We start from the raw sequence: 26,575 nt of genomic DNA, 5'->3' as shown, positions 1-26,575 counted from the left end.
CTAGTTCGACGGGGTGAACTCGATGTGGAGTTCGGTGAGTCCGCGCAGCAGGAACGTGGGTTCGTAGGTGTACCGGCGGTCGGTCGCCGGCCCGTGCTCGGTTTCGGAGAGCCGGATCTCGCTCATCCGATCGAGCAGGCGATTGAGGGTGATCTGGCCTTCGATGCGGGCCAGCGGTGCCCCCGCGCACGTGTGGAGTCCGCGGCCGAACGCGATGTGGTCGTGGGCGTTCGGCCGGTCGAAGCGGAACTCGTTCGGATCCTCGAACTTGCGCGGATCACGGTTCGCGGCCGCGAGACTCAGCATCACCACGGTCCCGGCCGGGATGTCGACATCACCGATCGTGGTGGTCTTGCGGGCGAGGCGGAAATCGACCTTCGTCGGGCTGTCGAAGCGGAGGGACTCCTCGATGAAGGGCCGGATGAGGCTGCGGTCCTCACGCAGGATCTTCTGGTATTCCGGTCGCTCGCCGAGGACCCGCAGTGCCGAGCTGAGCAGCTTCGTCACGGTCTCCTGACCGGCCGCGAACAGGAAGGTCGCGGGTCGTACGACCTCGATGATCTCGGGGATCGAGCCGTCCGGGTAGGTAGCGGTGGCGAGGCCGCTGAGGATGTCGCCCCGGGGCTCGCGTCGCCGCTCGGTGAGGTAGCCGCTGAAACGATCGTCCAGGTATTCGAGCGGATTGATACCGACCGGCTCGCCGTCGAGGGCGCCGACCCGCGCGCCGGGCCGTGCGTCCGCGCCCAGCGCCCGCCGGAACTCGTCGCGGTCCTCCTGTGGGACGCCGAGCAGATCGGCGATGGCCAGCGTTGCAAAGGGTTTGGCGTACTCGCCGAGGAATTCACAGCGACCGTTGTCCATGAATTCGTCGAGTTGCTCGTTCGCGAGTGTCCACAGGTACTCCTCGTTCTCCTTCAGGCGTTTCGGAGTGAGGAGCCGGCCCAGCAGCGCGCGGGCCTTCGTGTGATCGGGCGGATCCATCGTGACGAGGTGCTCGAAGATCGGGAACTGGTGACGGTGCGCTTCGATCTGCTCCGTGATGTCGTCGCCTTCGGGCACGAACGGCAGCGGGGGGAACGGCCCGCCGATCGAGTTGACCGCCGAGAGGGCGTCGCTGTTCTTGAAAGCCTCGACCACCTCCTGGTGGCCGGTGACGACCACGACGCCGTAGTGCGGTTCGCGGTAGACCGGGCTTCGGTCCCGGAGCTGATCGAAGTACTCGAAGGGGCTTTGTGCGACCTCTCCGTCGGAGAAGTAGTCGACTGATGCGAGATCGGTCATCGGAATGCCGGCCTTTCGGTTCGTGCGGGTGGCTACGTCTCGGTGATGCTGATGGCCTGGCGCGGGCAGGCGCTGGCGGCGGATTTCACCTTGGGCCACAACGCTTCCGGTGGTGATTCGTCGCAGTGGGCGAGGTCGTCGTCGCCGAGGTCGAAGACCTCCGGTGCGATCTCGGTGCACAGGGCGTGCGCCTCGCAGAGATCGTGATCGACGTGCAGTCGTATCGGTGGCATGGGTGCTCCACAGGGTGAGTGCGGGCTGGAACCGGCGGCGTGGGCGTTTCCGATCGGCCCGTCGCCGCGTCGGAGCCGAGTAACCTTGTTACTGGGCATACGATAACCGGGTTACCACTATGCGGCAAGGAAATTCACAAAATGGAGAATGCTGATGTGGAGGGCGGGGTCGACCGGACCTCGGACCGACTCCTCGACACCGTCGTCGAACTCCTCGAAAGCGGGGGATACGACGCGGTCCAGCTACGCGAGGTGGCGCGGCGCGCCCGCACTTCGCTGTCGACCATCTACAAGCGCTACCCGACGCGCGACGAGCTGATCCTGGCCGCGATCGAACGCTGGATGGCGGAGAACCACTCCGGCATCGTCAAGCAGAGCCGCGACCCGGGCGAGCCGTTGCACCCGGCGATGATGCGGGTGATGCGGGCGATCTTCGAACCGTGGGTGCAGCACCCGGCGATGCTCCTCGCCTACTTCCGGGTGCGGACCGCGCCCGGCGGCGAAAACCTCGCCCTGCGGGGTTTCGACGTCGTCGTGCCCGTCGGCCAGGCGGTCCTGTCGGACGTGGACCCCGACTTCGTCGCCGAACTGGAATCGATCCTGTCGAGCCTCGTCTACGGGCTGGTGGGGCGATACCACGACGGGCACATCGCGATCACCGACATCATCCCCACGATCGATCGCACCGTCTTCTGGCTCACGACCGGATACGAATCGACGCTCCGGAACGGGAACCCGGTGCCCACGCGAGCGGAATGACCGCCGGAGCGAACGGGGTCGTGACGGCGGACACTGTGCTCCGACGTCGTGTCGTAGGGGACTCCGGGCACGTCCTACCCTGGTAGCCATGGCAGCACCCGAGCTCGCGCAGCCCGAATCCGAACCCACCTCCGCCCCACGATCGGGCACGACTGCTCTGTATGTCGTGTTCGGCGTCATTTCGGCGATCGTCGCGGCGATCGTGGTCGGACTGTCCGCGTCGCAGGCGCTCGTGCTGCTCGGTATCCCCGATCCCGGCCCGCTCACCACCTACGGGCTGCCGGCGGTCCGGGGTGTCGCGGAGATCGCCGCGGTCGCCACGATCGGTTCGCTGTTCTTCGCGGCCTTCCTCGTGCCCCCGCAACGCAGCGGCGTGCTCGACGTCGACGGCTACCGGTCGGTGCGGACCGCCGGGGCGGCGGCGCTCGTATGGGCCCTGTGCTCGGCGCTGCTGGTGCCGCTGACCCTGTCGGACACCTCCGGGCAGCCGCTCGGGGAGGCGATCAAGCCGGTGAACATGTGGCGGGCCGTCGGGCAGGTCGAGGTCGCGTCGGCGTGGGCGTGGACGCTCGTCCTCACCGTCGTGCTGGCGATGCTGATCCGTTTCGCGGTGCGTTGGGCGTGGGTGCCCTACCTGCTGCTGCTGTCCTTGATCGCGCTCCTGCCGATCGCCCTGACCGGGCACTCCTCCTCGGGCGGCTCGCACGACATGGCCACCAACAGCCTCGTGCTGCACCTGGTGGCGGCCTCGGTGTGGGCCGGTGGGTTGTTCGCGTTGTTCGTGCATGCGCGCCGCGGCGGTGACCACACCGATCTCGCGGCCCGCCGGTTCTCGGTCGTCGCCGGCATCGCGTTCGTGGTGATGGCGCTGAGCGGCATCGTCAACTCCGCGGTGCGGGTGCCGTTCGACGACCTCCTCACCACCACCTACGGACGGCTCGTCGTCGCGAAGGCCGTCGCCCTGATCCTGATCGGCATCCTCGGCTGGGCGCAGCGCCGCCGCGCGCTGCCGGCCCTCGAGGCCGACCCCACCAGCCGCGGAGCCCTGGTCCGGTTCGCGGCGGTGGAAGCGATCCTGCTGGCGGCGACGATCGGCCTGGCCGTCGGACTGGGCCGCACCCCGCCGCCCGCCCCGACGACGTCGCCGAGCGTCCTCGAGGTGGAGCTCGGCTACAACCTCGACGGCCCGCCCACCTTCGCGAACCTGTTCTTCGGCCCGTGGCGTTTCGACCTGATCTTCGGCACCGCGGCCGTCGTGCTCGCCGCCGCGTACGCGCTCGGCATGTGGACGCTGCGCAAGCGCGGCGACTCGTGGCCGGTGGGCCGGGCGATCGCCTGGTTCAGCGGATGCTTCGTGCTGCTGGTCGCGACCTCCTCGGGTGTCGGGATGTACTCGCCGGCGATGTTCAGCGTCCACATGGGCGCGCACATGGCGATGTCGATGCTCGCTCCCGTGCTGCTCGCGCTCGGCGGTGCGATGACGCTCGCGCTGCGCGCGTTCAAGCCGGCCGGCCGCGACGGGGCGCCCGGCCCGCGCGAGTGGATCCTCGAATTCCTGCACAGCCCGCCGTCACGGTTCTTCACCCATCCGCTCGTGGCGTCGGTGATGTTCGTCGGCGGCTTCTACGCGCTGTACCTGGGCGGCATCTTCGAATCCTCCGTCGACAGTCACGCCGCGCACGTGCTGATGAACCTGCACTTCCTGATGAGCGGCTACCTGTTCTACTGGGTGGTGATCGGCGTCGACCCGTCTCCGCGGGACGTGCAGCCGGTGACGAAGCTGGCGATGGTGTTCGGTTCGCTGCCGTTCCACGCGTTCTTCGGCGTCACGCTCATGAGCATGGGCACGGTGATGGCCGAGACGTACTACCGCGGCCTGGCGCTTCCGTGGAACGAAGACCTGTTCTCCGATCAGAGGACAGGCGGCGGTATCGCCTGGTCGGCGGGGGAGATCCCGCTGGTGCTGGTGATGCTCGCACTGCTCGTGCAGTGGTCGCGCAGCGACGACCGCACCGCGCGGCGCATCGACCGGGCCGCGGAGCGGGACCACGACGCCGAACTCGCCGCGCACAACGCGATGTTCGCCGAACTCGCCCGCCGCGACCGCGAAGGCCGCTGAGAACCGGACACCGAAGCGGTCCGCGTCTGCCACGCTGAGAGCGGCAGATCGGCGGACACGGGGGTGGGCGATGGGTCGGGTGCGGGTCGGGATCGCGACGGTGCTGGGCGCGGCACTCGTCTGTGCGGCGTTGTCACCGACGGCCGGAGCCGACCCGGTCCCGGGATCGGTGATCGACGTGCGATCGCTGCCCGCCGAACTGTCGTTGCCGGGGGCCGCCGTCGCCGAGCGCATCGAATACCGCACGCAGTGGCGGTCCGGCGCCCCGGCCGTCGGCACCGGGGTGCTGTTCCTGCCGCCGGGCCCCGCACCCGCCGAGGGCCGCCCGGTGGTGGCGTGGGCGCACGGGACGTACGGCATCGCCGACGACTGCGCACCGTCGGTGCGGCCGCGCGGCCCCCGCGACACCGCCTACCTCGATCACTGGCTCGCGCAGGGATACGCGGTGGTCGCGGCCGACTATCCCGGTCTGGGCACCGAGGGCATCCACACCTACCTGGACGGTCCGAGCGCCGCGAACAGCATCGTCGACATCGTCCGCGCGGCCCGCGCGGTCGAACCCTCGCTGTCGGACCGCTGGGTGGTGATCGGCCAGTCCCAGGGCGGGCACGCGGCCCTGCACACCGCGCACGCGGCCACCGCCCGCGCCCCCGAACTGGACTTCCGGGGCATGGTCGCGACGGGCGCGCCGTCGAACCTCGAGCTGCTGTACCCGCTCGGTTTCCCCGGTTTTCCCGACCTCGGTCTCGAGGGGCTGACCGCCTACACCGGCTACCTGTTCGCGGGGCTCCGGGCGGCACGCCCCGACCTGGACGTGAACAGCTATCTCTCACCTCGCGGTGTCGAGCTGCTCGAGGCCGCCGAGACGCTCTGCTACGAGGAGTTCGACGAGCGGTACGGAGACGTGAAGGTGGGGGAGTTGCTCTCCCGGCCGCTCTGGGACGAACGGTTCCGGTCGGTGTTCGCCGACTACGTGGGGGTTCCGACCCGCGGCTACGACCGTCCCCTGTTCATCGGCCAGGGGGTGCGCGACACGATGGTGCCGCCGCCGCTGTCGGTGAAGCTGGCCGCCGACCTCACCGCGGGCGGCGCAGACCTGCGGTTCCGGCCGTATCCGGGGGATCACGACGACACGATGTTCGCGTCGCTGCCGGACACGACGCCGTTCGTGGCGGGGTTGTTCGCCGGATAGCTACTCCGGCCGTGCGTGCACTCGCGGGCCGGGGAGAAAGTCCAGGATGTGGGTTCCCACGCCCGGCCCGATACGCTGGTACGCATGGCGGAGTTTATCTACACGATGAAGAAGGTGCGCAAGGCGCACGGTGACAAGGTCATCCTCGACGATGTCACCATGAGCTTCTACCCGGGAGCCAAGATCGGTGTCGTCGGACCGAACGGCGCGGGCAAGTCGTCGATCCTGAAGATCATGGCCGGGCTGGATCAGCCCAGCAACGGCGAGGCATTCCTCGACCCGGAAGCGACCGTCGGCATCCTGCTGCAGGAACCTCCGCTCAATGAGGAGAAGACGGTCCGGGGCAACGTCGAGGAGGGCCTCGGCGAGATCAAGGTCAAGCTCGACCGGTTCAACGAGATCGCCGAGCTCATGGCCACCGACTACTCGGACGAGCTGATGGAGGAGATGGGCAAGCTCCAGGAGGAGCTCGACCACGCCAACGCGTGGGACATCGACTCGCAGCTCGAGCAGGCGATGGACGCGCTGCGCTGCCCGCCGCCGGACGAGCCGGTCACCCACCTCTCCGGTGGTGAGCGTCGCCGTGTCGCGCTGTGCAAGCTGCTGCTGAGCAAGCCGGACCTGCTGCTCCTCGACGAGCCCACCAACCACCTCGACGCCGAGTCCGTGCTGTGGCTCGAGCAGTTCCTCGCGTCCTACCCGGGCGCGGTGCTGGCCGTCACCCACGACCGGTACTTCCTCGACCACGTCGCGCAGTGGATCTGTGAGGTCGACCGCGGCAAGCTGCATCCCTACGAGGGCAACTACTCCACCTACCTCGAGAAGAAGGCCGAGCGCCTCGAGGTGCAGGGCAAGAAGGACCAGAAGCTCCAGAAGCGCCTCAAGGAGGAGCTGGAGTGGGTCCGCTCCGGCGCCAAGGCCCGGCAGACCAAGAACAAGGCGCGTCTGGCCCGCTACGAGGAGATGGCCGCCGAAGCCGAGAAGCACCGCAAGCTCGACTTCGAGGAGATCCAGATCCCGACGCCGCCGCGCCTGGGCAACGTCGTCGTCGAGGTCTCGCACCTGGACAAGGGCTTCGACGGCCGGGTCCTCATCAAGGACCTGTCGTTCACCCTGCCGCGCAACGGCATCGTCGGTGTGATCGGCCCCAACGGCGTCGGCAAGACCACCCTGTTCAAGACCATCGTCGGTCTCGAGCAGCCCGATTCGGGCACCGTCAAGGTCGGCGAGACCGTCAAGCTCAGCTACGTCGACCAGACCCGCGCGAACATCGACCCTAAGAAGACCGTGTGGGAGGTCGTCTCGGACGGGCTCGACTTCATCGAGGTCGGCCAGAACGAGATGCCGTCGCGCGCGTACGTGTCGGCGTTCGGGTTCAAGGGCCCGGATCAGCAGAAGCCGGCGGAGGTGCTCTCCGGTGGTGAGCGCAACCGCCTGAACCTCGCGCTGACCCTCAAGGAGGGCGGCAACCTGATCCTGCTCGACGAGCCGACCAACGACCTCGACGTCGAAACCCTCAGCTCGCTGGAGAACGCGCTGCAGCAGTTTCCGGGTTGCGCCGTCGTGATCTCCCACGACCGCTGGTTCCTGGACCGCACCTGCACCCACATCCTCGCGTGGGAGGGCAACGTCGAGGAGGGCCGCTGGTTCTGGTTCGAGGGCAACTTCGAGGCATACGAGGCCAACAAGATCGAGCGTCTCGGCGCCGAGGCCGCCCGCCCGCACCGGGTCACCCACCGGAAGCTGACGCGTGACTGACCCGCGCGTGGCCGACCAGGGCGGCAAGGAGTTCGCCTGCGAGCTCGAGGTGCGCTGGGCCGATTCCGATCGGCTCGGGCACGTGAACAACACCAAGTTCGTCGAGTACATGCAGGAGGCGCGGATCAAGTTCTTCCGATCCGCACCGTTCGAGCCCCTGCCGGTCGTCGTGCGCAAGACCGACGTGGAATTCCTGCGGCCGCTCAAGGACGAGTCGGGCCCGATCACCGTCACGGTGACGGTGCTGCGGCTCGGCACCACGTCCTACACGCTCCGGCACGTCGTCACCGACGTGCACGGCAACGTGTGCGGACTCGGTGACGCGGTGCTGGTCGGGTTCGACCCGGCCACCGACTCCGCCCGGACGCTCACCGACGACGAGCGCCGGATGCTCGGCGAATACCTGGCCGTACCCGTCGGCTGACGCTCGTTTCCCTCCTCGGACGCCACGCCGCGGATAGGCTCGACTTCGGGCCTGTCCGCGGCGTTCGCGTTTGCGCAGCAGATCCGAGTGAGGAGGGTCATCATGGCCGAGTCGCCTGCATCGCAGCATGTTTCGCCGGATATCGAGGTACTGGAACGGGCATATCGACAGGGCGGCGGCGAGCTCATCGATCTGCGCCGTGCGATTCAGGCGCATCTGGAACTGGGACGGCACCGCCCGTCGGGTACCGCCGTGACGCACGTGTACCGGGCCGGGCGCCGCGACGGGATCGGCCCGGCGGTGCAGATCGTCACCGACGACATGCCGCTGTTGGTGGAATCGGTGACGTCCCTGCTGGAGCGCCTCGGTGTCACCGTCGGCGAGGTCGTGCACCCGATCTTCGGGGCCCGGCGCGGACCGACGGGGGAGCTGGTCGCGCTGACCCCCGTCCCGGCGGGAGCCGACGACGCCACCGCCGAATCGTGGATCCACGTGCAGCTGCACCCCACCACGACCGATTCGGCGCTCGACGCCGTGGACGCCGAGCTTCCGGTGGTGCTCGCCGATGTCCGCCAGGTGGTGACGGACACCGACGCCATGCAGGATCGCAGCCGCGAACTCGAGGCGTACCTGGAGGCGCTCGCCACCGACCCGCCGGGCACACGCACCGCCGAGGAGCTGACCGAGACGGCAGCGCTGCTGCGCTGGCTGGGAGAGGGCAACTACGCTCTCCTCGGCTACCGCCAGTACAACCTCGGGGATCCGGACGAGCACGGTGCGCGCCCGATCCACCCGGTACCGGGCAGCGGCCTCGGTCTGCTCCGCGACCAGGTGACACACGATCCGATCGATCTGCCGGCCGTTGCGGAACCGGCGGACCGTCCGCTGCTGGTGCTCACCGAGGGCTCGCTGCCGGCGACCGTGCACCGGTCGGTGTACCCGTACTTCGTGGACGTGGCGAACCTCGACGACGACGGCCGCATCGTCGGCGAGCACCGGTTCCTCGGGGTGCTCACGGTCACCGCACTGCACGAGAACGTCCTCGACATCCCGATGCTGTCGCGCCGGGTACGCGGTGCCATCGCCCGGGCGGGCGTGCCGATGTCCTCGTTCACCGGGCAGGCGATGCTTGAGATCATCCAGTCGATGCCGCGGATCGAGCTGTTCTCGATGAACACCGACACCCTGTACCGGACCGTGTCCTCGGTCGTGGGGATGCGTCGTCAGGTCCGGCTGTTCGTGCGCGTCGATCCGTTCGGCCGGTACGTCTCGTGCCTGGTGTATCTGCCGCGCGACCGCTACACGACCCGCGTCCGCGTCGCGATGCAGCAGATACTGTTGCGCGAATTCGGCGGGGGGACACTCGATTACACGGCCCGCGTCACCGAGGGTGATCTTGCGCAGTTGCACGTGACGATCCGTTCGGCGGTCGGTGCACCCGACGTCCGGGTCGACACGACCGAGGCCGAACGGCTGCGCATCCAGGGTCTGCTCGCCGAGGCCAGCCGCAGCTGGGACGACCGGCTCGCCGAGATCGCCGCGGACGACCCGACCATCGATCCTGCACTCGTGAAGCGCTATTCGGACGTCTTTCCCGACGCGTACAAGGAGGACTTCGACCCGGCGCACGCCCTCGCCGACGTGGCCCGCCTCGAGGCGTTGCGGGCGGACTCGATCGACATGCTGCTGTACCGCCCCGACGACGCCGTGCCGCGCCGGTGGCGTTTCGCGCTGTACATCGGCAGCGAGGGCATCACGCTGAGTCGGGTGCTGCCGGCGCTGCAGAGCCTCGGTGTCGACGTCGTCGACGAGCGGCCGTACCAGATCATCCGCGCGGACCGGATGAGTTGCTGGATATACGATTTCGGGCTCGACATGCCGGTCGACGTGGATCCGGAATCCGCGATGCCGCAACGCTTCACCGACGCCTTCGAGGCTGTGTGGCACGGGGCCGTCGTCGTCGACCGGTTCAACGAACTGGTCCTGCGCGCGGGGCTGACCTGGCGCCGGGCCGCGATGCTGCGCGCCTACGCGAAATACCTGAAGCAGGCGGGCTTCCCGTACAGCGAGTACCGCATCGCCGGGGTGCTGCTCGCCGCCCCCGCCACCACCGGTCTGTTCGTCGAACTGTTCGAGACGATGTTCGATCCGGAACTGCTCCCGGCGGTCTCGGCGGCCCGTGAACGCGACCTCGTCGCGGCACTCGAGCGGGCGATCGACGCCGTCACGGGTCTCGACGCCGACCGCATCCTGCGCGGGCTGTTCGCGCTGATCCGGGCCACCCTGCGCACCAACTACTTCGTTCCGGTCGACGACCGGGACGCGATGGGACGCATCCTGACGTTCAAGCTCGATCCCAGCGAGATCGACGAACTACCGCGCCCCCGGCCGAAATTCGAGATGTTCATCTATTCGCCCGAAGTCGAGGGTGTGCACCTGCGGTTCGGTCCGGTCGCGCGTGGCGGACTGCGCTGGTCCGACCGCCGCGAGGACTACCGAACCGAGATCCTCGGCCTCGCCAAGGCTCAGGCCGTCAAGAACGCGGTGATCGTGCCGGTCGGTGCCAAGGGCGGGTTCGTGGTGAAGAAACCCGTCGCCCCCACCGGGGACCCCGCGGTCGACCGTGTCGCCGTCCGCGTGCAGGGCGAGCGCTGCTACCGCCGGTTCGTCGGCGGCATGCTCGAGATCACCGACAACCTCGACCGCGCCACCAATCGGGCGATCCCGCCCGGCCGGGTCGTGCGCCGCGACGGCGACGACCCCTACCTCGTCGTCGCCGCGGACAAGGGCACCGCGTCGTTCTCCGACCTCGCCAACGAGGTTGCGCGCGAACATCACTTCTGGCTCGACGACGCGTTCGCCTCGGGTGGTTCGGCCGGATACGACCACAAGGCGATGGGTATCACCGCGCGCGGGGCGTGGGAGAGCGTCAAACGCCACTTCGCCGAATTCGGCCTCGACACGCAGACACAGGACTTCACCGTCGTCGGCATCGGCGACATGAGCGGTGACGTGTTCGGCAACGGGATGCTGCTCAGCGAACACATCCGGCTCGTCGCCGCGTTCGACCACCGGCACATCTTCCTCGACCCGGACCCCGACGCGGCCCGCTCCTACGCCGAACGACGCCGGCTGTTCGAACTGCCCCGGTCCTCCTGGGCGGACTACGACCCGAAGCTGATCAGTACCGGCGGCGGGGTGTGGGAACGCACCCGCAAGTCGATTCCGCTCGCGCCGGAGGCCCGGGCCGCGCTGGGCCTACCCGATGAGGTCACCGAACTGCCTCCGCCCGAACTGATCCGCGCGATCCTGCGCGCCCCCGTCGACCTGCTGTGGAACGGCGGCATCGGCACCTACGTCAAGGCCCACACCGAAACGCACGCGGACGTCGGAGACAAGAGCAACGACGCGGTCCGCGTCGACGGCGACGAGATCCGGGCGCGGGTGGTGGGGGAGGGCGGCAATCTCGGTGTGACCCCCCGCGGCCGCATCGAATACGCCCGCGCCGGCGGCAAGATCAACACCGACGCGATCGACAACTCCGCCGGGGTGGACTGCTCCGACCACGAGGTCAACATCAAGATCCTGCTCGATTCGATGGTCGCCGCCGGGGAACTGCCGGAGTCCGAACGCAATCCGCTGCTCGAATCCATGACCGACGAGGTCGCCCGGCTCGTCCTCGCCGACAACATCGCCCAGAACGGGGTGCTCGGCGTGTCCCGGGCGTCGGCACCGGCGCTCCTCGGGGTGCACCAGCGCCTGATCAACGCCCTCGTCGCCGAACGCGGCCTCGACCGGACCCTCGAGGCGCTGCCGGACAACGAGGAGATCGAACAGCGGCTCGAGGCCGGTGAAGGACTGACCTCACCCGAGTTGTGCACGTTGCTCGCCCACGTCAAACTCGCCCTGGTCGAGGACCTGCTCGAGACCGACCTGCCCGACAGCGAAACGTTCGCCGCCCGGTTGCCCGGCTATTTCCCGGAACAGTTGCGGCAGCGGTTCCGCAACGGCATCCGGGCGCATCCGCTGCGCCGGCAGATCGTTGCGACGATCCTCGCGAACGAGACCGTCGACAACGGCGGCATCACCTACGTGTACCGGTTGAGCGAGGATTCCGGGGCGTCGAGCACGGACGCGATCCGTGCCTACGCGGCCGCCACCGAGATCTTCGGGCTGCCGCAGTTGTGGACGCGCATCCGCAGCGCCGACATCCCCACCGACGTCGCCGACGACCTGCTGCTCGAATCCAACCGGGTGCTGGACCGGGCGTCGCGGTGGCTGCTGTCGAACCGGCCGCAGCCGCTGGCCGTCGGCGCCGAGATCGCCCGCTACCGGTCGCCGTTCGCGCAGCTGGCCCCGCGGGTGGGGGAATGGATGCGCGGCCACGTCCGCGAGGACCTCGGCGACCGGATGGCGCCGCTGCTCTCCCGGGGTGCCCCCCACGCGCTCACCGAGGACGTGTTCCGGCTGCTCGACCAGTTCCCGCTGCTCGACGTCATCGACATCGCCGACATCGTCGAACGCGACGAGGAGATCGTCGCCGAGCTGTACTACGCGATGGACGCGCACCTCGGTGTCGACCGGCTGCTGTCGGCGGTCTCCGAACTCGACCGGGGCGACCGGTGGCATTCGCTCGCGCGGCTCGCGCTGCGCGACGAACTGTACGGATCGTTGCGGGCGTTGACCCGGGACGTGCTCGCCGGCGCCGAACCGGAGGAGACCAGCGTCGAGATGATCGAGGACTGGGAGCTGTCGAACGGGTCGCGGCTCGTGCGTGCGAGGGCGGCGCTCGAGGAGATATTCGCATCTGGAAACCTGGACCTGGCCACGCTGCTGGTGGCGGCACGGCAGATCAGGACCATGGTGCGCGCGGGTGCACCCGATCGGAGGTAGCACGTGAAGGATGCGGCGGAGCAGTTCGGGTTCCGGACCGAGGTGGTGGTGCGCTGGTCCGACATGGACGTGTTCCAGCACGTCAACCACGCGCGGATGGTGACCCTGCTCGAGGAGGCCCGCATCCCGTGGCTGTTCGCCGACGGCCGGCCCACCGTGAACCTGCGCGACGGAGCCGTCATCGCCGACCTGCACGTGCGGTACCGGGGCCAGCTGCGGCACGAGGACAGCCCGCTGGACGTGGTGATGTGGACCGAACAGGTGCGCGCCGTCGACTTCACGATCGGCTACGAGGTGCGGCCCGGTGGCGCGCCCGTCGACACGCCGCCGTCGATCGTCGCGTCGACGCAGATCGCCGCGTTCGACATCGACACCCAGAAGCTGCGCCGGCTCACCGCCCCCGAACGAGAATTCCTGCAGCGGTGGCGCCGTGGCTGAGCCGGGACACGCCGAACGGCAGGTCCACATCCCGGACGCGGACGACCGGGCCGATCTCGCGACCTTCCTGGGGCGGGCACTGCGCCTCGACGAATCGACCGTCGTGCGGTTGCACCGCCGGCGCGACGGCCTGCTCGCGGCGTGGGTGCGCACCGGGTTCGACGCGCTGGCCGTGCGCGCGCTGCCCGGTACCGTCACCCCCGCCGACACCTGTGTGGCCGCGGACGGGCTGCGTGCGGCACTGACCGCACCCGATGCGGGGGAGAGCATCGACCCCGGCTGGGCGGTCGATTCGGCCTGGCGGGGGTCGCTCCCACCGGAGGGCGGTTACGTCCACGTCGACGACGTTCCCGCGCGTGTGCTCGTCGATCTCGCCCAGCGCGGCGTCGCGGCGACCCGGGAGCAGGGGGCGCAGGGACCGCCGGTGTCGTTGCTCGCGCAGGAGGTGCTCGAGGTCACCGGCGGCGGCCTCACGGTCGGGGTGCCCATGCGGCTGGTGTTCGCGCTCAACGGCATGGGTTTCGTGCCCGTCGGTCCGGCGGGCGCCACCGCGGAGATCGACCTCGCGCGCATCGACCCCGCCGAGGTGGTGCGGGTGCGGGCCACCGCGACGTGGCTGCGGCTCGACGCCCGCTACGGTTCGGTGTACCTGCGACGCGGCGGGGGAATTGGTCTGAACGTGTTGTGACGCACAGCTTTTCGTAACCGTGGCGGCCGTTCCGGTGTCACAGCAACCAGGCCGCGCTGTTCGGCGGCAGGTGGGTGTCCACACCCGGTGCGCTGGCGAGCAGCACCGCACCCGGGGGCAGCGGCACCGGATCGTCCGTGGTGTTGAGCGCGCACGTCAGCCCGCCCTGCCGCCGGAACGCCAGGCATCCGGGTGGGCTTCCGTACCAATCGATCCCGCCGGACAACTCCGGGCGGCGACGGCGCAGCTCGAGCGCCGCCCGGTACAGCGACAGCATCGACGTCACGTCCTCGAGCTGGCGTTCGGCGGTCAGCTCCGCCCAGTCCTCCGGCTGCGGTAACCAGCCCTGCGCGGCCGAGGTGAACCCGAACGGCGGCCGGTCGCCCTCCCACGGCAGCGGAACCCGGCAGCCGTCGCGACCGCGGTCCGTGTACCCGGACCGCTTCCACACCGGATCCTGCAGGGCCTCGTCGGGCAGGTCGACATCGGCGAGCCCGAGTTCGGCTCCGTTGTAGACGAACACCGCCCCCGGCAGCGCCAGTTCGACGAGCAGCATCGCCCGGGCCCGCGCGATCCCGGCCGGACCGCCGCCGAACCTGGTGACCTCCCGGGAGACGTCGTGATTGGACAGCGTCCACGTCGGGGTTCCCTGCACCGGAGCGACCGCGGCGAGCGAACCCTCGATCGCCTCCCGGATCGCGGTCGCGTCCCAGCCGGTCAGCGCCAGGTGGAAGTCGAATCCGAGATGCAGCTCGTCCGGGCGCAGATACTCCGCGAACCGCTGCGGGTCGTGCACCCAGATCTCGCCGATCGCCACCGCGTGCGGGTACTCGTCGAAGACCTTCCGGATCCGCCGGTGGATGTGGTGCACGTTCGGATCGTTGAACCGCGGATCGGTGTCGAAGTGCGAGAGCAGCTTGTTCGACTGCCACCCGTCGTGGTCCGGCAGGCCGTCCGGTTTGGCCATGCCGTGCGCGACGTCGATGCGGAAGCCGTCGACGCCCCGATCCAGCCAGAACCGCAGGGTCCGTTCCAGATCCGCGAAGACCTCTTCGTTGCCCCAGTTGAGGTCGGGTTGTTCGGGGGCGAACAGGTGCAGATACCACTGGCCGGGGGTGCCGTCGGGTTCGGTGATCCGCGTCCAGGCGGGACCGCCGAAGATGCTCGGCCAGTTGTTCGGGGGCTCGTCGCCGCCGGGACCCCGGCCGTCGCGGAAGTGGTAGCGGGCGCGTTCGCGGCTGCCCGGCGGTGCGGCGAGGGCGGCGCGGAACCACGGGTGCTCGTTGCTGGTGTGGTTCGGCACCAGATCCATCACGACGCGGATCCGCCGGGCATGCGCCTCCCGGACCAGTTCGTCGAAGTCGTCGAGATCGCCGAACAGCGGATCGATGTCCCGGGGATCGGACACGTCGTAACCGTGATCGGCCATGGGGGACCGCATCACCGGGTTCAGCCAGATCGCGTCGACACCGAGCAGTTCGACGTAACCGAGGCGCTCACGGATGCCGGCGAGATCGCCGACACCGTCACCGTTCGCGTCGGCGAACGACCGCGGATAGATCTGGTAGAAGACGGCATCGCGCCACCAGGGCACCGGAAAAGGAGGTGCCGGGGACGACGTGCTCTGCGGCCTTGACACGCAAACATGGTGTCAAATCTCGGCCGCGGGTGTCGTGGGAGGCGAGTCACGAGGTCGCGGCCGGGGGACCCCGCGTGATAGGACGATCGGCATGAAACGGACATCCGTGGTGGCTGCCCGCCTCGACGACGTCGAGCTCGCCGACGACCCGATCGACCCCGCCTGGATCATCGCGGGCGACCCCCGCGCGCGCTGCGGCCAGTGGTCGACCAGCACGGATCGGACCACGACGACGCACGTCTGGGACTGCACCGCGGGCCGGTTCAACTGGTACTTCGCCGTCGACGAGATCGTGCACATCGTCGACGGCGCCGTCACCGTGTCCGCCGACGACTTCCCGCCCCGCACGTTGCGTGCCGGGGACGCCGCCCTGTTCCGCGCCGGAACCTGGGCGGTCTGGCAGGTCCCCGAATACGTGCGCAAGCACGCGATCCTGCGCCGGAGCCTCCCCGCGCCGATCGCGTTCGCGCTGCGCGTCGTGACCAGAATCCGGTCGGTGCTCGGCCGCGGCTGAGCCGCCGAACCGCGCCGGAAGGGGTCAGATCGGCGAGTTCATCAGCGAGTCGGCGGCCATGTCGATGTAGTCGAGCAACTGGCGGCGATGCGCGGCGTCGAGCGTGGTGTCGTCGATCGAGGCGATCGCGGTGTGCATGCACCGCAGCCACGCGTCCCGCTCGATCGGGCCGATCTTGAACGGGTGGTGGCGCATCCGCAGCCGCGGGTGCCCCCGCTCGTCGGAGTAGGTGCGGGGACCGCCCCAGTACTGTTCGAGGAACATGCGCATGCGGCGCTCCGCCGGGCCCAGATCCTCCTCCGGATACAGCGGCCGGACGACCTCGTCCTTGGCGACCTCTTCGTAGAAGCGCGCGGTGATCTTCCGAAACGTCTCGGCCCCACCGATCGCGTCGTAGAAGGTCTGCTCGTCACTCATCGTTGCTCACCATTCCCTCTCGCCCGCCCATTGTGCCTGCTTCTGCAGTAAGGGCGCCGGGGCGGTACGGGACGTTCACACCCCGACCGCAACATGTCGGCGAATTCGGGGTGCGATGTCGCGGCATCCGTGGTGCACTATTGCCAGTCTTCCGGAGGTCGCATGAAGCACCGCAGCAGCGCACATCGACAACTCCCGCCCGCGGAGACCCTCGACGGGGTCCCGGGGGCCAACACTCTGCGGGTCGTGCGCGACCCCGGTGCCCTACCGGACTGGTTCGCGTTGAGGGTGCTGCTGCTCAACGCCACCTTCGAACCGCTGACCGCGCTGCCGGCGCGCCGCGCGGTGGTGCTCATGACCTGCGGCAAGGCCGACACGGTGCACGAGGACCCGCAGGCACCGGTCGTGCACTCGGCGGAACGGTCCGTGCAGCTTCCCTCGGTGATCCGGCTGCGCACCTTCGTCCGCGTGCCCTACCACGCGCGGGTGCCGATGACCCGGGCCGCGCTCATGCACCGGGACGGCAACCGGTGCGCCTACTGCGGCGCCAAGGCCGAAACCATCGATCACGTCGTTCCGCGCAGCCGCGGTGGCGAGCATTCCTGGGAGAACTGCGTCGCCTGCTGCGCGTCGTGCAACCACAAGAAAGCAGACCGGTTGCTCAGCGAACTGGGCTGGACGTTGCGGGCCTCACTGGTGCCGCCGAAGGGCCGGCACTGGCGTCTGCTGGCCACCCTGCCGGAGCTGCATCCGACCTGGTTGCCGTATCTGGGAGAGGGCGCCGCCTGAGCGCAACGGAGACATCCCGGGCCAAGTGCGCCGGGATGGTACCGGCTGGGCTACCGTTTGCGGTGTGAGCATTCTCGAGACAACCCTGATATTCGTGGGCATCCCATTGCTGGTGATCCTGATCGTCGCGGGGCTGGGCTACATCGGGCCGAAGTACGCGACCCCGAATCCGCCCGAGTACAAGCTCGGCGACAAGTGGGATCACGAGCCGGTGCTGTGGAGCGCTGTCGACGAGGTGACCGGACACGGACACCACGGTGGGCACGGACACGCCGGTTCGGCGACGGAACTGATCGGAGGTACCGCAAGTGGCAAGTGGTGACGTGATCCACGCCCCGGCAATCGCGCCGGAGAACCTGCCGTACGCCGCCGCACTGACGGCGAGCGGACGCATCTCGCGGGCCATCCCGGCCGGCCTCGACCACACGTTCGACGAGAACCCGCCGTTCGCCGAGCGGGACCTGATCGCGCTCGACGATGCGCTCTCCGAGGCCACCCGCGCCACCAAGGTGCGGTTCAACGTCTACATCGGCGATGCGACGGACCCGGCGGCGGCGACCGACGCGGTCTTCCCGCAGACCCCCGAGGCGGCGCGTTCGGTGCTCATCGCGGTCTATCCGAACCAGCGGTCGATCCAGATCCGCAGCGGCGTCGACGTCGCGGACCGCGTCACGGACCGTGTCGCGCAGCTCGGCGTGACCGCCGCGGTCGCGTCCTTCGGCCAGGGCCACCTTCTCGACGGCCTGGTCAGCGCCGTCCGCGTCATCGCCAACGCGATCGTCGCGCCCTGATTCCCGGCACTTCCGGCTCCGGCACCTCGGTTTCCGGCGCTTACCACTGAGGGGGTGTCTCCCTGCTGCTCGGCAGCAGGGAGACACCCCCCTCGGTTCGGTGTGCAGCTCAGTTCGGTTCGCAGCCGGTTTCAGGAGGCGTCGAAGGCGCGGGCCTTCAGCGACCGCACGATGCCGGCGCGGCCCTCGACGACGAGCCGGCGCAGCGCGGGCGGCAGGTCACCGGCGAGGAACTCGTCGGCCGCCGCGACCGACGCCTCCGAGATCGACCACGCCGGGTACAGGCCGACCACGACGGTCTGCGCGACCTCGCTCGATCGCCGCTCCCACACGCCCGGAACGTCCGCGAAGTACCGCGCCACGTACGGCTCGAGCAGTTCGCTCTGGCCGGCCGGGGCGAACCCGCCGATGATCGCACGGGCGGTGATGTTCGGGACCGTGTCGTCGAAGATCACCGTCTGCCACACCTGTTCCTTGACCGCCGCCTGCGGACGGGCCGCCCGCGCGGCCGCCGCCTGACGGGCACCGGCGGCCGTCGGATCGCGCTCGGCCTCCGCGTCGATCACCGGGGACTCGACACCGTCGGCGTCGATCTCTCCGGCCGCGGCGAGCGCCTGCACGATCCGCCACCGCAGATCCGTGTCGACGACCAGCCCCGGCAACCCCACCGTCGACGGATCGGCGGCGAGCAGCTCGGCGAGCACCTCGGTGTGCCACGCCGACAACTGCGCCGTGGTCAGGGCGTTGACGAAGGCGAGCTGATGATCGGATCCCGGCTCGGCCGCGCGGGCCAGTTCCAGCAGCCGGTTCGCGTAGTCCGCCCAGCCCTGGCTGTCCGCCCACGCCGGATCCGCGTAGCTGCCCAGCGCGGTGTGTGCCTGCATGAGCAGCCGTTGCACGACACCCACCTCGCTCTCGGCGGCCACACCGCGCTGCACGAGCGCCACGAACTCGCGGGCCTTGAGCTCGGCCTGCCGCGTCATCTCCCACGCCGCCGACCACACGAGCGTGCGGGGCAGCGGCTCGGCGATGTCGCCGACCCGCTCGATCACCGTGCGCAGCGACTGCTCGTCGAGCCGCACCGAGCAGTACGTCAGGTCGTCGTCGTTGACGAGCACGAACTGCCCGCGCGGCACCCCGACGAGCTCCGGCACGTCGGTGCGGGCGGCGGCATCGACATCGATCTCGACGCGGTGGGTGCGCAGCAGCTTCCCGGAACCGTCGTCGTCGTACACGCCGATCGCCAGGCGGTGCACCCGGAACTCGCCTTCACCCGGCTGCGCTCCCTCCTGCACGACCGTGAACCGGGTGAACTTCCCGTCGGCGTCGACCTCGAAATCGGGGCGCATGATGTTCAGGCCCGTCGTCTTGAGCCACTGCGCGCCCCACCCGGACAGGTCGCGGCCCGACGCCTTCTCGAGCGCGGCGAGCAGATCGTCGAAGGTCGCGTTGTCGTAGGCGTGGTCGCGGAAGTAGTCGCGCAGACCCGCCAGGAACGGTTCCTCGCCGACGTACGCGACGAGCTGCTTGAGCACCGACGCGCCCTTCGCGTAGGTGATGCCGTCGAAGTTGACCTCGACGGCCGCCAGATCGGGGATGTCCGCGGCGATCGGATGCGTCGACGGCAGCTGATCCTGCCGGTACGCCCACGACTTCTCGACGTTCGCGAACGTCGTCCACGCGTTGGTGTACTCGGTCGCGCGGGACTGGCACAGCACCGAGGCGAACGTCGCGAACGACTCGTTGAGCCACAGATCGTCCCACCAGCGCATGGTCACGAGGTCGCCGAACCACATGTGCGCCATTTCGTGGAGCACCGTCTCGGCGCGACGCTCGTACGACGCGCGGGTCACCTTCGACCGGAAGACGTAGTCCTCGAGGAACGTGACGGCCCCGGCGTTCTCCATCGCGCCCGCGTTGAACTCCGGCACGAACAACTGGTCGTACTTGCCGAACGCGTAGGGCACCCCGAAGTTGCGGTGATAGAAGTCGAAGCCCTGCTTCGTCTCGGTGAACAGCCGGTCGGCGTCCATGAACTCTGCGAGCGACGCGCGGCAGTAGATGCCCAGCGGAATCGTGCCGTGCTCGTCGGTGTACGCATCCGTCCACACCGAGTACGGGCCGGCGATCAGCGCGACCAGATAGGTGCTCATCCGCGGTGTCGTGCGGAAGATGTGCTTGCCGGGCGTGGCGGCGACGGTCTGCACCGTCTCGGCGTTGGAGATCACCGCCCAGTCCTCCGGCGCGGTCACCGAGAGGTCGAACGTGGCCTTCAGGTCCGGCTGGTCGAAGCACGCGAACATGCGCTTGGCGTCGGCCGTCTCGAACTGCGAGTACAGGTACACCGCACCGTCGGTGGGATCGACGAACCGGTGCAGACCCTCACCTGTATTCGTGTACAGGCAGTTCGCGTCGACGACCAGTTCGTTGCGTTCGGACAGCCCGGACAGCGCCAGACCGGTGTCCTCGGTGTAACCGGACACGTCGATGGGGGAGCCGTTGAGCGTCGCCGAGTTCACCTTCTGCGCGATCAGGTCGATGAACGTCGACGCACCCTCGGTGGCGCCGAACGTGACCGTCGTGATCGAACGGAACGTGGTGGTGCCGGGTGCGCCCGCGCCGTCGGTGAGATCGAGTTCGATGCGGTAGTTGTCGACCGACAGGATCGCGGCCCGTTCAGCAGCCTGCTCACGGGTCAGATTCGGTGGTGCCACGAAGATCTCCTTCTACACGACGGGTTGCGACGAACCAATCCCACCACGTGCGGACGCCGTGGACCCGTCGGACCCGCTGCGGGCGGTGAAGCTCACCCCGCGAGATCGGCCAGCGCCACACCCGGATCGGCGAGCCTCGCCCGATCCACGGCGGTGCCGGAGCCCAGCAGCGCGCGGATCTCGTCGCCGGCATCCCAGATGTTGACGTTCATCCCCGCCCGCACCCGGTCGTCGGAGTCGAGCCAGAACGCCAGGAACTGCAGGCCCGCGACGTCGCCGCGGGTCACGACCGTCGCATCGCGCGGCGCGTGCCCCACGTACTCCATGCCCAGGTCGTACTGGTCGGTGAAGAAGTAGGGGAGCCGCTCGTAGGACGCCGGCCGGCCCAGCATCGTCGCCGCCGCGACCGCCGGCTGGTTCAACGCGTTCGCCCAGTGCTCGACGCGGACCCGGCCGCCGAGCACCGGATGCTCGGCCTCGGCGATGTCGCCGACCGCGACGATGTCCGGGTCGCTGGTGGTCAGCGTGCTGTCGACGAGGACCCCGCCGTCGACGGCGAGCCCCGCCTCCCGGGCGAGCTCGATGTTCGGCACCGCGCCGACGGCGAGCAGCACCGCGTCGGCGGGGACGACACTGCCGTCGCCGAGGCGCACCCCGGTGGCCCGACCCGATTCGACGACGATCTCCTCGACCGACGTCTGCAACCGCAGGTCGACGCCGTGCGCGCGGTGCAGGTCCGCGAACACGGCACCGATCTCGGGGCCCAGCGCGGCCTGCAACGGCTGTGCGGCCGTCTCGAGAACCGTCACCTCCGCGCCGTGCCCGCGGGCGTTCGCGGCGACCTCGAGCCCGATCCAGCCGGCGCCGACGATCACCAGGCGGGCCCCGTCCGCGCGCACCACCGAGAGCAGCGCGTCCGCGTCGTCGACGGTGCGCAACACGTACACCCCCGACGCGTCGGCGCCCGGCAGTGGGATCGTCCGGGGCCGCGAGCCGGTTGCGAGCGCCAGCTTGTCGTAGTGCAGCGCCGAGTCGTCCGGCAGCGTCACCGTGTGTGCGGCCGGATCCAGCGCCGTGACGGTGGTGCCCAGGCGCAGCTCGATCCGGTGGTCGCGATACCAGTCGCCGCGTTGGACGGTGAAGTCCAGCAACCGCTTGTTGCCGGCGAAATACTCCTTCGACAGCGGCGGTCGCTCGTAGGGCAGATGCTCCTCGGTGCCGAGCAGCACGATGTGCCCGAGGAAATCGCGGGCGCGCAGTTCCTCGGCGGTCTTGGCACCGGCCAGTCCGCCGCCGACGATCACGAACGTTTCTTCGCTGGGCATCGCAGTCTCCCGTGTCACGAGTCGTGCGGTTCGATTCGACCGTACGGTGTGCCGCGCGGGCGCTGGTGCGGTTCGGGAAGAATCCGGCTTGCTGCGACGTTGTGCTGTCGACAGCATCGGTTGTCGTCGACGTGTCGACGACGGGACATCTGAGGAGAATTCCGTGAGCGAAGCCACCGCCAAGGACCCCGTGAGCGAAGCGATCACCAAGGACACTGCCGACTTCTGGTTCGACCCGCTCTGCCCCTGGTGCTGGATCACCTCGCGATGGATCCTCGAGGTCACCAAGGTGCGCGACATCGAGGCGCGTTTCCACGTCATGAGCCTCGCGGTCCTCAACGAGGGACGCGACCTGCCCGCCGAGTACGCCGAGAAGATGAAGAAGGCGTGGGGTCCGGTGCGTGTGGCGATCGCCGCCGCCCAGAAGTACGGTGACGAGATCCTGGCCCCGCTGTACACGGCGCTGGGCACGCAGATCCACAACGAGGGCAACGACGACTTCCCCGCCGTGATCGGCAAGGCGCTCGCCGATCTGGGCCTGGACCCGGAACTGGCGAAGGCCGCCGACACCGATGCCTACGACGAGGTGCTGCGCGCGAGCCACGCCGCCGGCATGGACGCGGTGGGCCCCGATGTGGGAACCCCCACGATCCACGTCAACGGGGTCGCGTTCTTCGGCCCGGTGCTCTCGAAGATCCCGCGCGGCGAGGAAGCCGGCAAGGTGTGGGACGGCGTGGTCGCGCTCGCGAGCTACCCACACTTCTTCGAACTCAAGCGCACCCGGACCGAGGGTCCGAGCTTCGAGTAGATCCGGCAGGCCGGCAAGCAGCTCCGAGGATTCAGGCAATCCGTCGGACTGCTGCCGGCCTCCCGCATACGCGGTGCTCCCTGCTGTTCGTCGGCACCGCATCGGGCTCGTTAGACTCTTGACTCATGCGCGTTTACCTGGGTGCCGACCACGCCGGCTTCGAACGTAAGAACCAGATCATCGAACACCTGACCGCCAACGGTCACGAAGCCGTCGACTGCGGCGCACACGAATACGACGCCCAGGACGACTACCCCGCGTTCTGCATCGAGGCGGCCCGCCGCACCGTCGCCGACGAGGGCAGCCTCGGCATCGTCCTCGGAGGCAGCGGCAACGGCGAGCAGATCGCCGCGAACAAGGTGCCCGGCGCCCGCTGTGCCCTCGCGTGGAGCGTCGAGACCGCCAAGCTCGCCCGCGAGCACAACAACGCGCAGCTCATCGGCATCGGTGGTCGCATGCACACGCTCGAGGAGACGCTCGCGATCGTCGACGCGTTCCTGGCGACCCCCTGGTCGAACGAGGAGCGGCACCAGCGTCGCATCGACATCCTCGCCGAGTACGAGAAGACCGGCGTCGCTCCCGCCGTCCCCGGCGCGTAGTCCGGGGGCCCGGTGCCCGAGGGACACATACTCCACAGGCTCGCCCGCCTGCACCAGCGGCACTACGCCGGTGCGGCGGTGCGGGTCTCGAGCCCGCAAGGGCGGTTCTCGGACGGTGCCGCGCTCGTCGACGGGCGGGTACTCACCCACGCCGAAGCGTGGGGCAAGCACCTGTTCCATCACTACGAGACCGGCGCCGTGGTGCACGTGCACCTCGGCATCTACGGCGAGTTCACCGAATCCGCGCTGCCGCTCGGCCCGCCGGTCGGTCAGGTCCGCATGCGGATGATCGGGGTCGAGCACGGCAGCGATCTGCGCGGCCCCGCGGCGTGCGATGTGCTCACCCCCGACGAGGTCGACGCCATCGAGGCCCGGCTGGGGCCCGATCCGCTGCGCGCCGACGCCGACCCGGATCTGGCGTGGGGGCGGATATCCAAGTCCCGCACCGCAATCGGATCACTGCTCATGAACCAGGCGGTGATCGCCGGGGTCGGCAACGTGTATCGGGCCGAAGTGCTGTTCCGCCACGGCATCAGCCCGGAACGACCCGGAAAGAACCTGTCGCGCAGCGAATTCGACGCTATGTGGGCGGACCTGGTCGAACTCATGCAGATCGGGATGGAGCGCGGCCGGATGCACGTCGTGCGGCCCGAACACGATCACGGCGCCCCGGCCTATGCCAAGGACCGGCCCCGCACCTACGTCTACCGCCGCGCCGGTGATCCCTGCCGCGTGTGCGGCACTCCCGTCCTCCATTCGGTCATGCAGGCGCGCAACCTGTTCTGGTGCCCGACCTGCCAGCCCGCCTGACCGTCACGACCCCGCCTGACCGTCACGACACGGATTCGTCCGACTTCTCGCCGAGGACGTCCCGGAACCCGGTGCGGATGCATTCCTCGAACACGGCCCGGTCCGGCACTGCCCCGACGTCGAGCGTGACGCCCAGGCAGCACGTGCCGAGATACGACACCATCGTCACGTTGAACGCCGACCCGAGTGTCGGCCCGAAGGCGTAGTACCGCTCGGCCCGCGCACCCGCCACATACAGCGGGACCGGGGATCCCGGCACGTTCGAGGCCAGGAAGTCGACGTGCTCGAGCATGCTGCCGACCACCGCCGGCGGCAACATGTTCAGGGGAGCGGCGAGCACCTCGCCCATATCGAGCGCCGGTTCCGCCCGCCACGCACGGACGATCGACTCGATCTCCCGCATGAGGTCGTCGACGTCGCCGCCGTGTACCGGAAGCGCGAATCGCGCCAGGTTGATGCGGTTGCCGCCCATCTCGTCGTCCGGTCGGCGCACGCTCAGCGGCATCGTCACCCGCAACGACTCGACGTCGGCGTCGTGAGCGCGGTGATAGTGGTGCAGGCCGACGACCAGTGCCGTGAGGAAGGCGCTGTTGACGGTGCATCCGGCGCGATGCCCCGCCGCGCGGAGCCCCTCGAGCGGGACATCGAACGAGAACAGCGCCCGGCCCAAGGCGCGTTCGGTCATCACCGGCGACGCGGTCGTCGTGATCGGCCGCAGATAGCGGGCCACCGACGACACCGTGCCGAGCACACCGCGCGCGGCTCCGACCGGGTCGGTGACCACCGCGCGGGTCGCGGGCCACACCGACCGCAGTCCCCGGCCGACCATGCCGCGGGCCTGGGACCCGTAATCCTCTAGCAGTTCGGTCACGAGGTCCCACGAGCCGAGGCGCTCGGGTTCCGGGGGAGCGGGCGGTTCCGGCCGCGGGGTGCCCTCCCGCGTGAAATCGACGATGTGCGCGGTGATCTGCATGCCACCGAGACCGTCGGTGAGCGCGTGGTGCACCTTGAGCAGGATCGCTGCGCCTCCGTCGGCGAGGCCGTCGACGACGGTCAGCTCCCACAGCGGCCGGGCCCGGTCGAACGCCGTCATGGCCGCGATGCGGGCGAGTTCCAGGACGTCGTCGATCGTGCCGGGGGACGGCAGCGCGGTGTGCCGCAGATGCCAGGACAGGTCGAAGTCCGGGTCCGCGACCCAGCGCGGCGCGCCCAGGCCGAACGGGACGGACACGACCCGGTGCCGGAAGTGCGGGACGTCCCGGGTGCCGCGGTCCATCATCTCGACGACGCGGTCCCAGTCGGGGGACGAATCGAGTGTGATGACGGCGACGATCGTCGAACGCAGCGCGGGGTCCTGCTCCATGCTCCACGTCAGGAAATCGGTCTGCGCCATGCGCCGTCCTGCGGTGCCCATGTTCGGACGATCCCACATTTGCGGGCGCCGCGGCCAGAGTCCACGATCCCGGCCGTTCCGGTCGGAAGTCCCCGGACACCGGTGACCGCCGATCGGAACGGCTGCCTACGTCGACAGGATCGACGATTCAGCTGCGCCGGTCAGAAGTCGAACCCGCCCCCGAAGTCGCCGCCACCGAAGTCGAACCCGCCGGAGTCGCCACCGCCGCCGAAGTCGCCACCGCCGCCGAAATCGTCACCACCGCTGAAATCGTCACCGCCGCCGAAATCGTCTCCGCCGAAGTCCTCACCGCCGCCCACGTCACCGACGTCCGCGGTGCCGTCGCCGACACCGCTCTCGAACGCCTGCGCGTCGTACGGCACCCCGGCCATGCCCGAGAACATCGCCGAGAACAGCAGCATCGATCCCACGCCCCAGGCGCCCGCGACCAGCGCCGGCTTCCACCACGGTTCCGAGTACCAGCCCGCCGGCACCGGACGGCCCGCGACCCGGCCGCCGGGGTAGTAGTTCGGCGTCCGCGGCGACGGGGACGGGGATGCGGACACCTGCCGGCCCTCGAATTCGATCTGCCGTTCCTCGGTGACGGCGCCGGCCGACTTCTGGCCGTCGAGCGGCGGGATCTCCGGTCCGGGATCCATGCCCATCGCGATGCGGGCCGCCCGGATGTAGTACAGCCCTTCGAGAGCGCTCTGCTTCGCGAGGCGCGCCTGCGCCGGGGTCTGCGCCTGCTCGATTTGCGAGCCGGCCGCGTTGTAGCGCTCGGACGCGTCCGCGAGCGCCTGCTTGGAGGCGTCGTCGGTCCCGGTCAGGTTGTAGATCTGACCGCCGAGACGCTCGATCGCCTGACGGGCGTCCGCCTTCGCATCGTCGAGACGGACCGCGCTGTGGCCGGACGATTTCTTCTGGCTCCGCGACACGAAGTACACGACCGCGCCGACGGCAAGGACGATGAGCAGGAGTTCCACGGCGA

Annotated in this window: 23 protein-coding genes; 15 read left to right on the top strand and 8 right to left on the bottom strand. The window is 69.4% G+C overall.

Annotated features, from left to right (window positions below; translation table 11 throughout):
• Entirely contained in the window at positions 1-1,281 is a 1,281-nt protein-coding gene (locus tag M1M07_RS09605) for a cytochrome P450 (RefSeq protein ID WP_197256796.1), read from the bottom strand.
• A gap of 32 nt (positions 1,282-1,313) precedes the next feature.
• Positions 1,314-1,514: a ferredoxin gene (locus M1M07_RS09600; protein ID WP_248673953.1), complete on the bottom strand. Its 201-nt coding sequence runs from the start codon at positions 1,512-1,514 to the stop codon at positions 1,314-1,316.
• A gap of 141 nt (positions 1,515-1,655) precedes the next feature.
• On the opposite strand from M1M07_RS09600, the gene M1M07_RS09595 reads away from it, so the two are divergent.
• The 8 genes from M1M07_RS09595 (at position 1,656) to M1M07_RS09560 (ending at position 13,785) form a co-directional block, all read left to right on the top strand.
• Complete coding sequence (locus M1M07_RS09595; protein WP_197256800.1) at positions 1,656-2,273, top strand: TetR family transcriptional regulator; 618 nt, start codon at positions 1,656-1,658, stop codon at positions 2,271-2,273.
• A gap of 88 nt (positions 2,274-2,361) precedes the next feature.
• Positions 2,362-4,392: a cytochrome c oxidase assembly protein gene (locus M1M07_RS09590; RefSeq protein WP_248673952.1), complete on the top strand. Its 2,031-nt coding sequence runs from the start codon at positions 2,362-2,364 to the stop codon at positions 4,390-4,392.
• Between the two features lie 70 nt (positions 4,393-4,462).
• Complete coding sequence (locus tag M1M07_RS09585) at positions 4,463-5,584, top strand: alpha/beta fold hydrolase (RefSeq protein ID WP_248673951.1); 1,122 nt, start codon at positions 4,463-4,465, stop codon at positions 5,582-5,584.
• Positions 5,585-5,668: 84 nt separating this feature from the next.
• Positions 5,669-7,342, top strand: a complete 1,674-nt coding sequence (gene ettA, locus M1M07_RS09580) for an energy-dependent translational throttle protein EttA (protein ID WP_197251999.1) — start codon at positions 5,669-5,671, stop codon at positions 7,340-7,342.
• The gene (locus M1M07_RS09575) at positions 7,335-7,766 is read left to right on the top strand and encodes an acyl-CoA thioesterase (RefSeq protein WP_248673950.1); all 432 of its coding nucleotides are present in this window, start codon (positions 7,335-7,337) and stop codon (positions 7,764-7,766) included. Before ettA ends, M1M07_RS09575 begins: the two co-directional genes overlap by 8 nt.
• 102 nt (positions 7,767-7,868) lie before the next feature.
• Positions 7,869-12,659, top strand: a complete 4,791-nt coding sequence (locus M1M07_RS09570) for an NAD-glutamate dehydrogenase (RefSeq protein ID WP_248673949.1) — start codon at positions 7,869-7,871, stop codon at positions 12,657-12,659.
• A gap of 3 nt (positions 12,660-12,662) precedes the next feature.
• A complete protein-coding gene (locus tag M1M07_RS09565) occupies positions 12,663-13,097 on the top strand; it encodes a thioesterase family protein (RefSeq protein ID WP_197251997.1) in 435 nt (144 codons plus the stop codon).
• Positions 13,090-13,785 carry a hypothetical protein gene (locus tag M1M07_RS09560; protein ID WP_197251996.1) on the top strand — a complete coding sequence of 232 codons (696 nt, stop codon included), beginning with the start codon at positions 13,090-13,092 and terminating at the stop codon, positions 13,783-13,785. The genes M1M07_RS09565 and M1M07_RS09560 overlap by 8 nt, the downstream gene beginning before the upstream one ends.
• Positions 13,786-13,822: 37 nt before the next feature.
• Here M1M07_RS09560 and M1M07_RS09555 read toward each other — a convergent pair whose 3' ends face one another.
• Positions 13,823-15,379, bottom strand: a complete 1,557-nt coding sequence (locus tag M1M07_RS09555) for an alpha-amylase family glycosyl hydrolase (protein ID WP_248673948.1) — start codon at positions 15,377-15,379, stop codon at positions 13,823-13,825.
• A gap of 136 nt (positions 15,380-15,515) precedes the next feature.
• Between M1M07_RS09555 and M1M07_RS09550 the strand changes: the two genes are divergently transcribed.
• On the top strand, positions 15,516-15,938 hold the full coding sequence (locus tag M1M07_RS09550) for a cupin domain-containing protein (RefSeq protein ID WP_197251995.1): 423 nt from the start codon (positions 15,516-15,518) through the stop codon (positions 15,936-15,938).
• 24 nt (positions 15,939-15,962) lie between these two features.
• On the opposite strand, the gene M1M07_RS09545 is transcribed toward M1M07_RS09550, so the two are convergent.
• A complete protein-coding gene (locus M1M07_RS09545; RefSeq protein WP_197251994.1) occupies positions 15,963-16,355 on the bottom strand; it encodes a globin in 393 nt (130 codons plus the stop codon).
• Positions 16,356-16,517: 162 nt separating this feature from the next.
• On the opposite strand from M1M07_RS09545, the gene M1M07_RS09540 reads away from it, so the two are divergent.
• The 3 genes from M1M07_RS09540 to M1M07_RS09530 all read left to right on the top strand — a co-directional run bounded on the left by M1M07_RS09540 (position 16,518) and on the right by M1M07_RS09530 (position 17,935).
• Positions 16,518-17,144 carry an HNH endonuclease gene (locus M1M07_RS09540; RefSeq protein WP_197251993.1) on the top strand — a complete coding sequence of 209 codons (627 nt, stop codon included), beginning with the start codon at positions 16,518-16,520 and terminating at the stop codon, positions 17,142-17,144.
• Between the two features lie 64 nt (positions 17,145-17,208).
• A complete protein-coding gene (locus M1M07_RS09535) occupies positions 17,209-17,466 on the top strand; it encodes a hypothetical protein (RefSeq protein ID WP_197251992.1) in 258 nt (85 codons plus the stop codon).
• On the top strand, positions 17,453-17,935 hold the full coding sequence (locus tag M1M07_RS09530) for a DUF5130 family protein (RefSeq protein WP_197251991.1): 483 nt from the start codon (positions 17,453-17,455) through the stop codon (positions 17,933-17,935). The genes M1M07_RS09535 and M1M07_RS09530 overlap by 14 nt, the downstream gene beginning before the upstream one ends.
• A gap of 131 nt (positions 17,936-18,066) precedes the next feature.
• Here M1M07_RS09530 and pepN read toward each other — a convergent pair whose 3' ends face one another.
• Positions 18,067-20,649, bottom strand: coding sequence for an aminopeptidase N (gene pepN / locus M1M07_RS09525; protein WP_248673947.1), 2,583 nt, complete (start codon positions 20,647-20,649; stop codon positions 18,067-18,069).
• A gap of 92 nt (positions 20,650-20,741) precedes the next feature.
• Positions 20,742-21,974, bottom strand: coding sequence for an NAD(P)/FAD-dependent oxidoreductase (locus tag M1M07_RS09520; RefSeq protein WP_197251989.1), 1,233 nt, complete (start codon positions 21,972-21,974; stop codon positions 20,742-20,744).
• A 190-nt stretch (positions 21,975-22,164) separates the two neighbouring features.
• Between M1M07_RS09520 and M1M07_RS09515 the strand changes: the two genes are divergently transcribed.
• From M1M07_RS09515 to M1M07_RS09505, 3 genes are all read left to right on the top strand, one after another.
• Positions 22,165-22,782 (top strand): DsbA family protein, encoded by a 618-nt coding sequence (locus M1M07_RS09515; protein ID WP_197252001.1) that lies wholly within the window; start codon positions 22,165-22,167, stop codon positions 22,780-22,782.
• A 125-nt stretch (positions 22,783-22,907) separates the two neighbouring features.
• The gene (locus M1M07_RS09510) at positions 22,908-23,381 is read left to right on the top strand and encodes a ribose-5-phosphate isomerase (protein ID WP_248673946.1); all 474 of its coding nucleotides are present in this window, start codon (positions 22,908-22,910) and stop codon (positions 23,379-23,381) included.
• A 12-nt stretch (positions 23,382-23,393) separates the two neighbouring features.
• Positions 23,394-24,191, top strand: a complete 798-nt coding sequence (locus M1M07_RS09505) for a DNA-formamidopyrimidine glycosylase family protein (protein WP_248673945.1) — start codon at positions 23,394-23,396, stop codon at positions 24,189-24,191.
• Between the two features lie 22 nt (positions 24,192-24,213).
• Here the strand turns inward: M1M07_RS09505 and M1M07_RS09500 are convergent, their stop codons facing one another.
• Together M1M07_RS09500 and M1M07_RS09495 are read right to left on the bottom strand one after the other, a co-directional pair.
• Positions 24,214-25,584, bottom strand: coding sequence for a wax ester/triacylglycerol synthase domain-containing protein (locus M1M07_RS09500; protein ID WP_197251986.1), 1,371 nt, complete (start codon positions 25,582-25,584; stop codon positions 24,214-24,216).
• A 161-nt stretch (positions 25,585-25,745) separates the two neighbouring features.
• Positions 25,746-26,570 (bottom strand): GA module-containing protein, encoded by an 825-nt coding sequence (locus M1M07_RS09495; protein WP_197251985.1) that lies wholly within the window; start codon positions 26,568-26,570, stop codon positions 25,746-25,748.
• Between the last annotated feature and the right edge of the window lie 5 nt (positions 26,571-26,575).

It is taken from the genome of Rhodococcus sp. HM1, assembly GCF_023218075.1.
Lineage (GTDB): Bacteria > Actinomycetota > Actinomycetes > Mycobacteriales > Mycobacteriaceae > Rhodococcus.
Note: the sequence above shows the minus strand (reverse complement) of the source record. Positions and strands in the feature narration are given on the sequence as shown.

Excerpts from the sequence above, each read along its gene's own strand:
- M1M07_RS09605 (WP_197256796.1), bottom strand. The coding sequence starts at position 1,281 with ATGACCGATCTCGCATCAGTCGACTACTTCTCCGACGGAGAGGTCGCA.
- M1M07_RS09600 (WP_248673953.1), bottom strand. The coding sequence starts at position 1,514 with ATGCCACCGATACGACTGCACGTCGATCACGATCTCTGCGAGGCGCAC.
- M1M07_RS09595 (WP_197256800.1), top strand. The coding sequence starts at position 1,656 with ATGGAGAATGCTGATGTGGAGGGCGGGGTCGACCGGACCTCGGACCGA.
- M1M07_RS09590 (WP_248673952.1), top strand. The coding sequence starts at position 2,362 with ATGGCAGCACCCGAGCTCGCGCAGCCCGAATCCGAACCCACCTCCGCC.
- M1M07_RS09585 (WP_248673951.1), top strand. The coding sequence starts at position 4,463 with ATGGGTCGGGTGCGGGTCGGGATCGCGACGGTGCTGGGCGCGGCACTC.
- ettA (WP_197251999.1), top strand. The coding sequence starts at position 5,669 with ATGGCGGAGTTTATCTACACGATGAAGAAGGTGCGCAAGGCGCACGGT.
- M1M07_RS09570 (WP_248673949.1), top strand. The coding sequence starts at position 7,869 with ATGGCCGAGTCGCCTGCATCGCAGCATGTTTCGCCGGATATCGAGGTA.
- M1M07_RS09550 (WP_197251995.1), top strand. The coding sequence starts at position 15,516 with ATGAAACGGACATCCGTGGTGGCTGCCCGCCTCGACGACGTCGAGCTC.
- M1M07_RS09545 (WP_197251994.1), bottom strand. The coding sequence starts at position 16,355 with ATGAGTGACGAGCAGACCTTCTACGACGCGATCGGTGGGGCCGAGACG.
- M1M07_RS09540 (WP_197251993.1), top strand. The coding sequence starts at position 16,518 with ATGAAGCACCGCAGCAGCGCACATCGACAACTCCCGCCCGCGGAGACC.
- M1M07_RS09520 (WP_197251989.1), bottom strand. The coding sequence starts at position 21,974 with ATGCCCAGCGAAGAAACGTTCGTGATCGTCGGCGGCGGACTGGCCGGT.
- M1M07_RS09510 (WP_248673946.1), top strand. The coding sequence starts at position 22,908 with ATGCGCGTTTACCTGGGTGCCGACCACGCCGGCTTCGAACGTAAGAAC.
- M1M07_RS09500 (WP_197251986.1), bottom strand. The coding sequence starts at position 25,584 with ATGGCGCAGACCGATTTCCTGACGTGGAGCATGGAGCAGGACCCCGCG.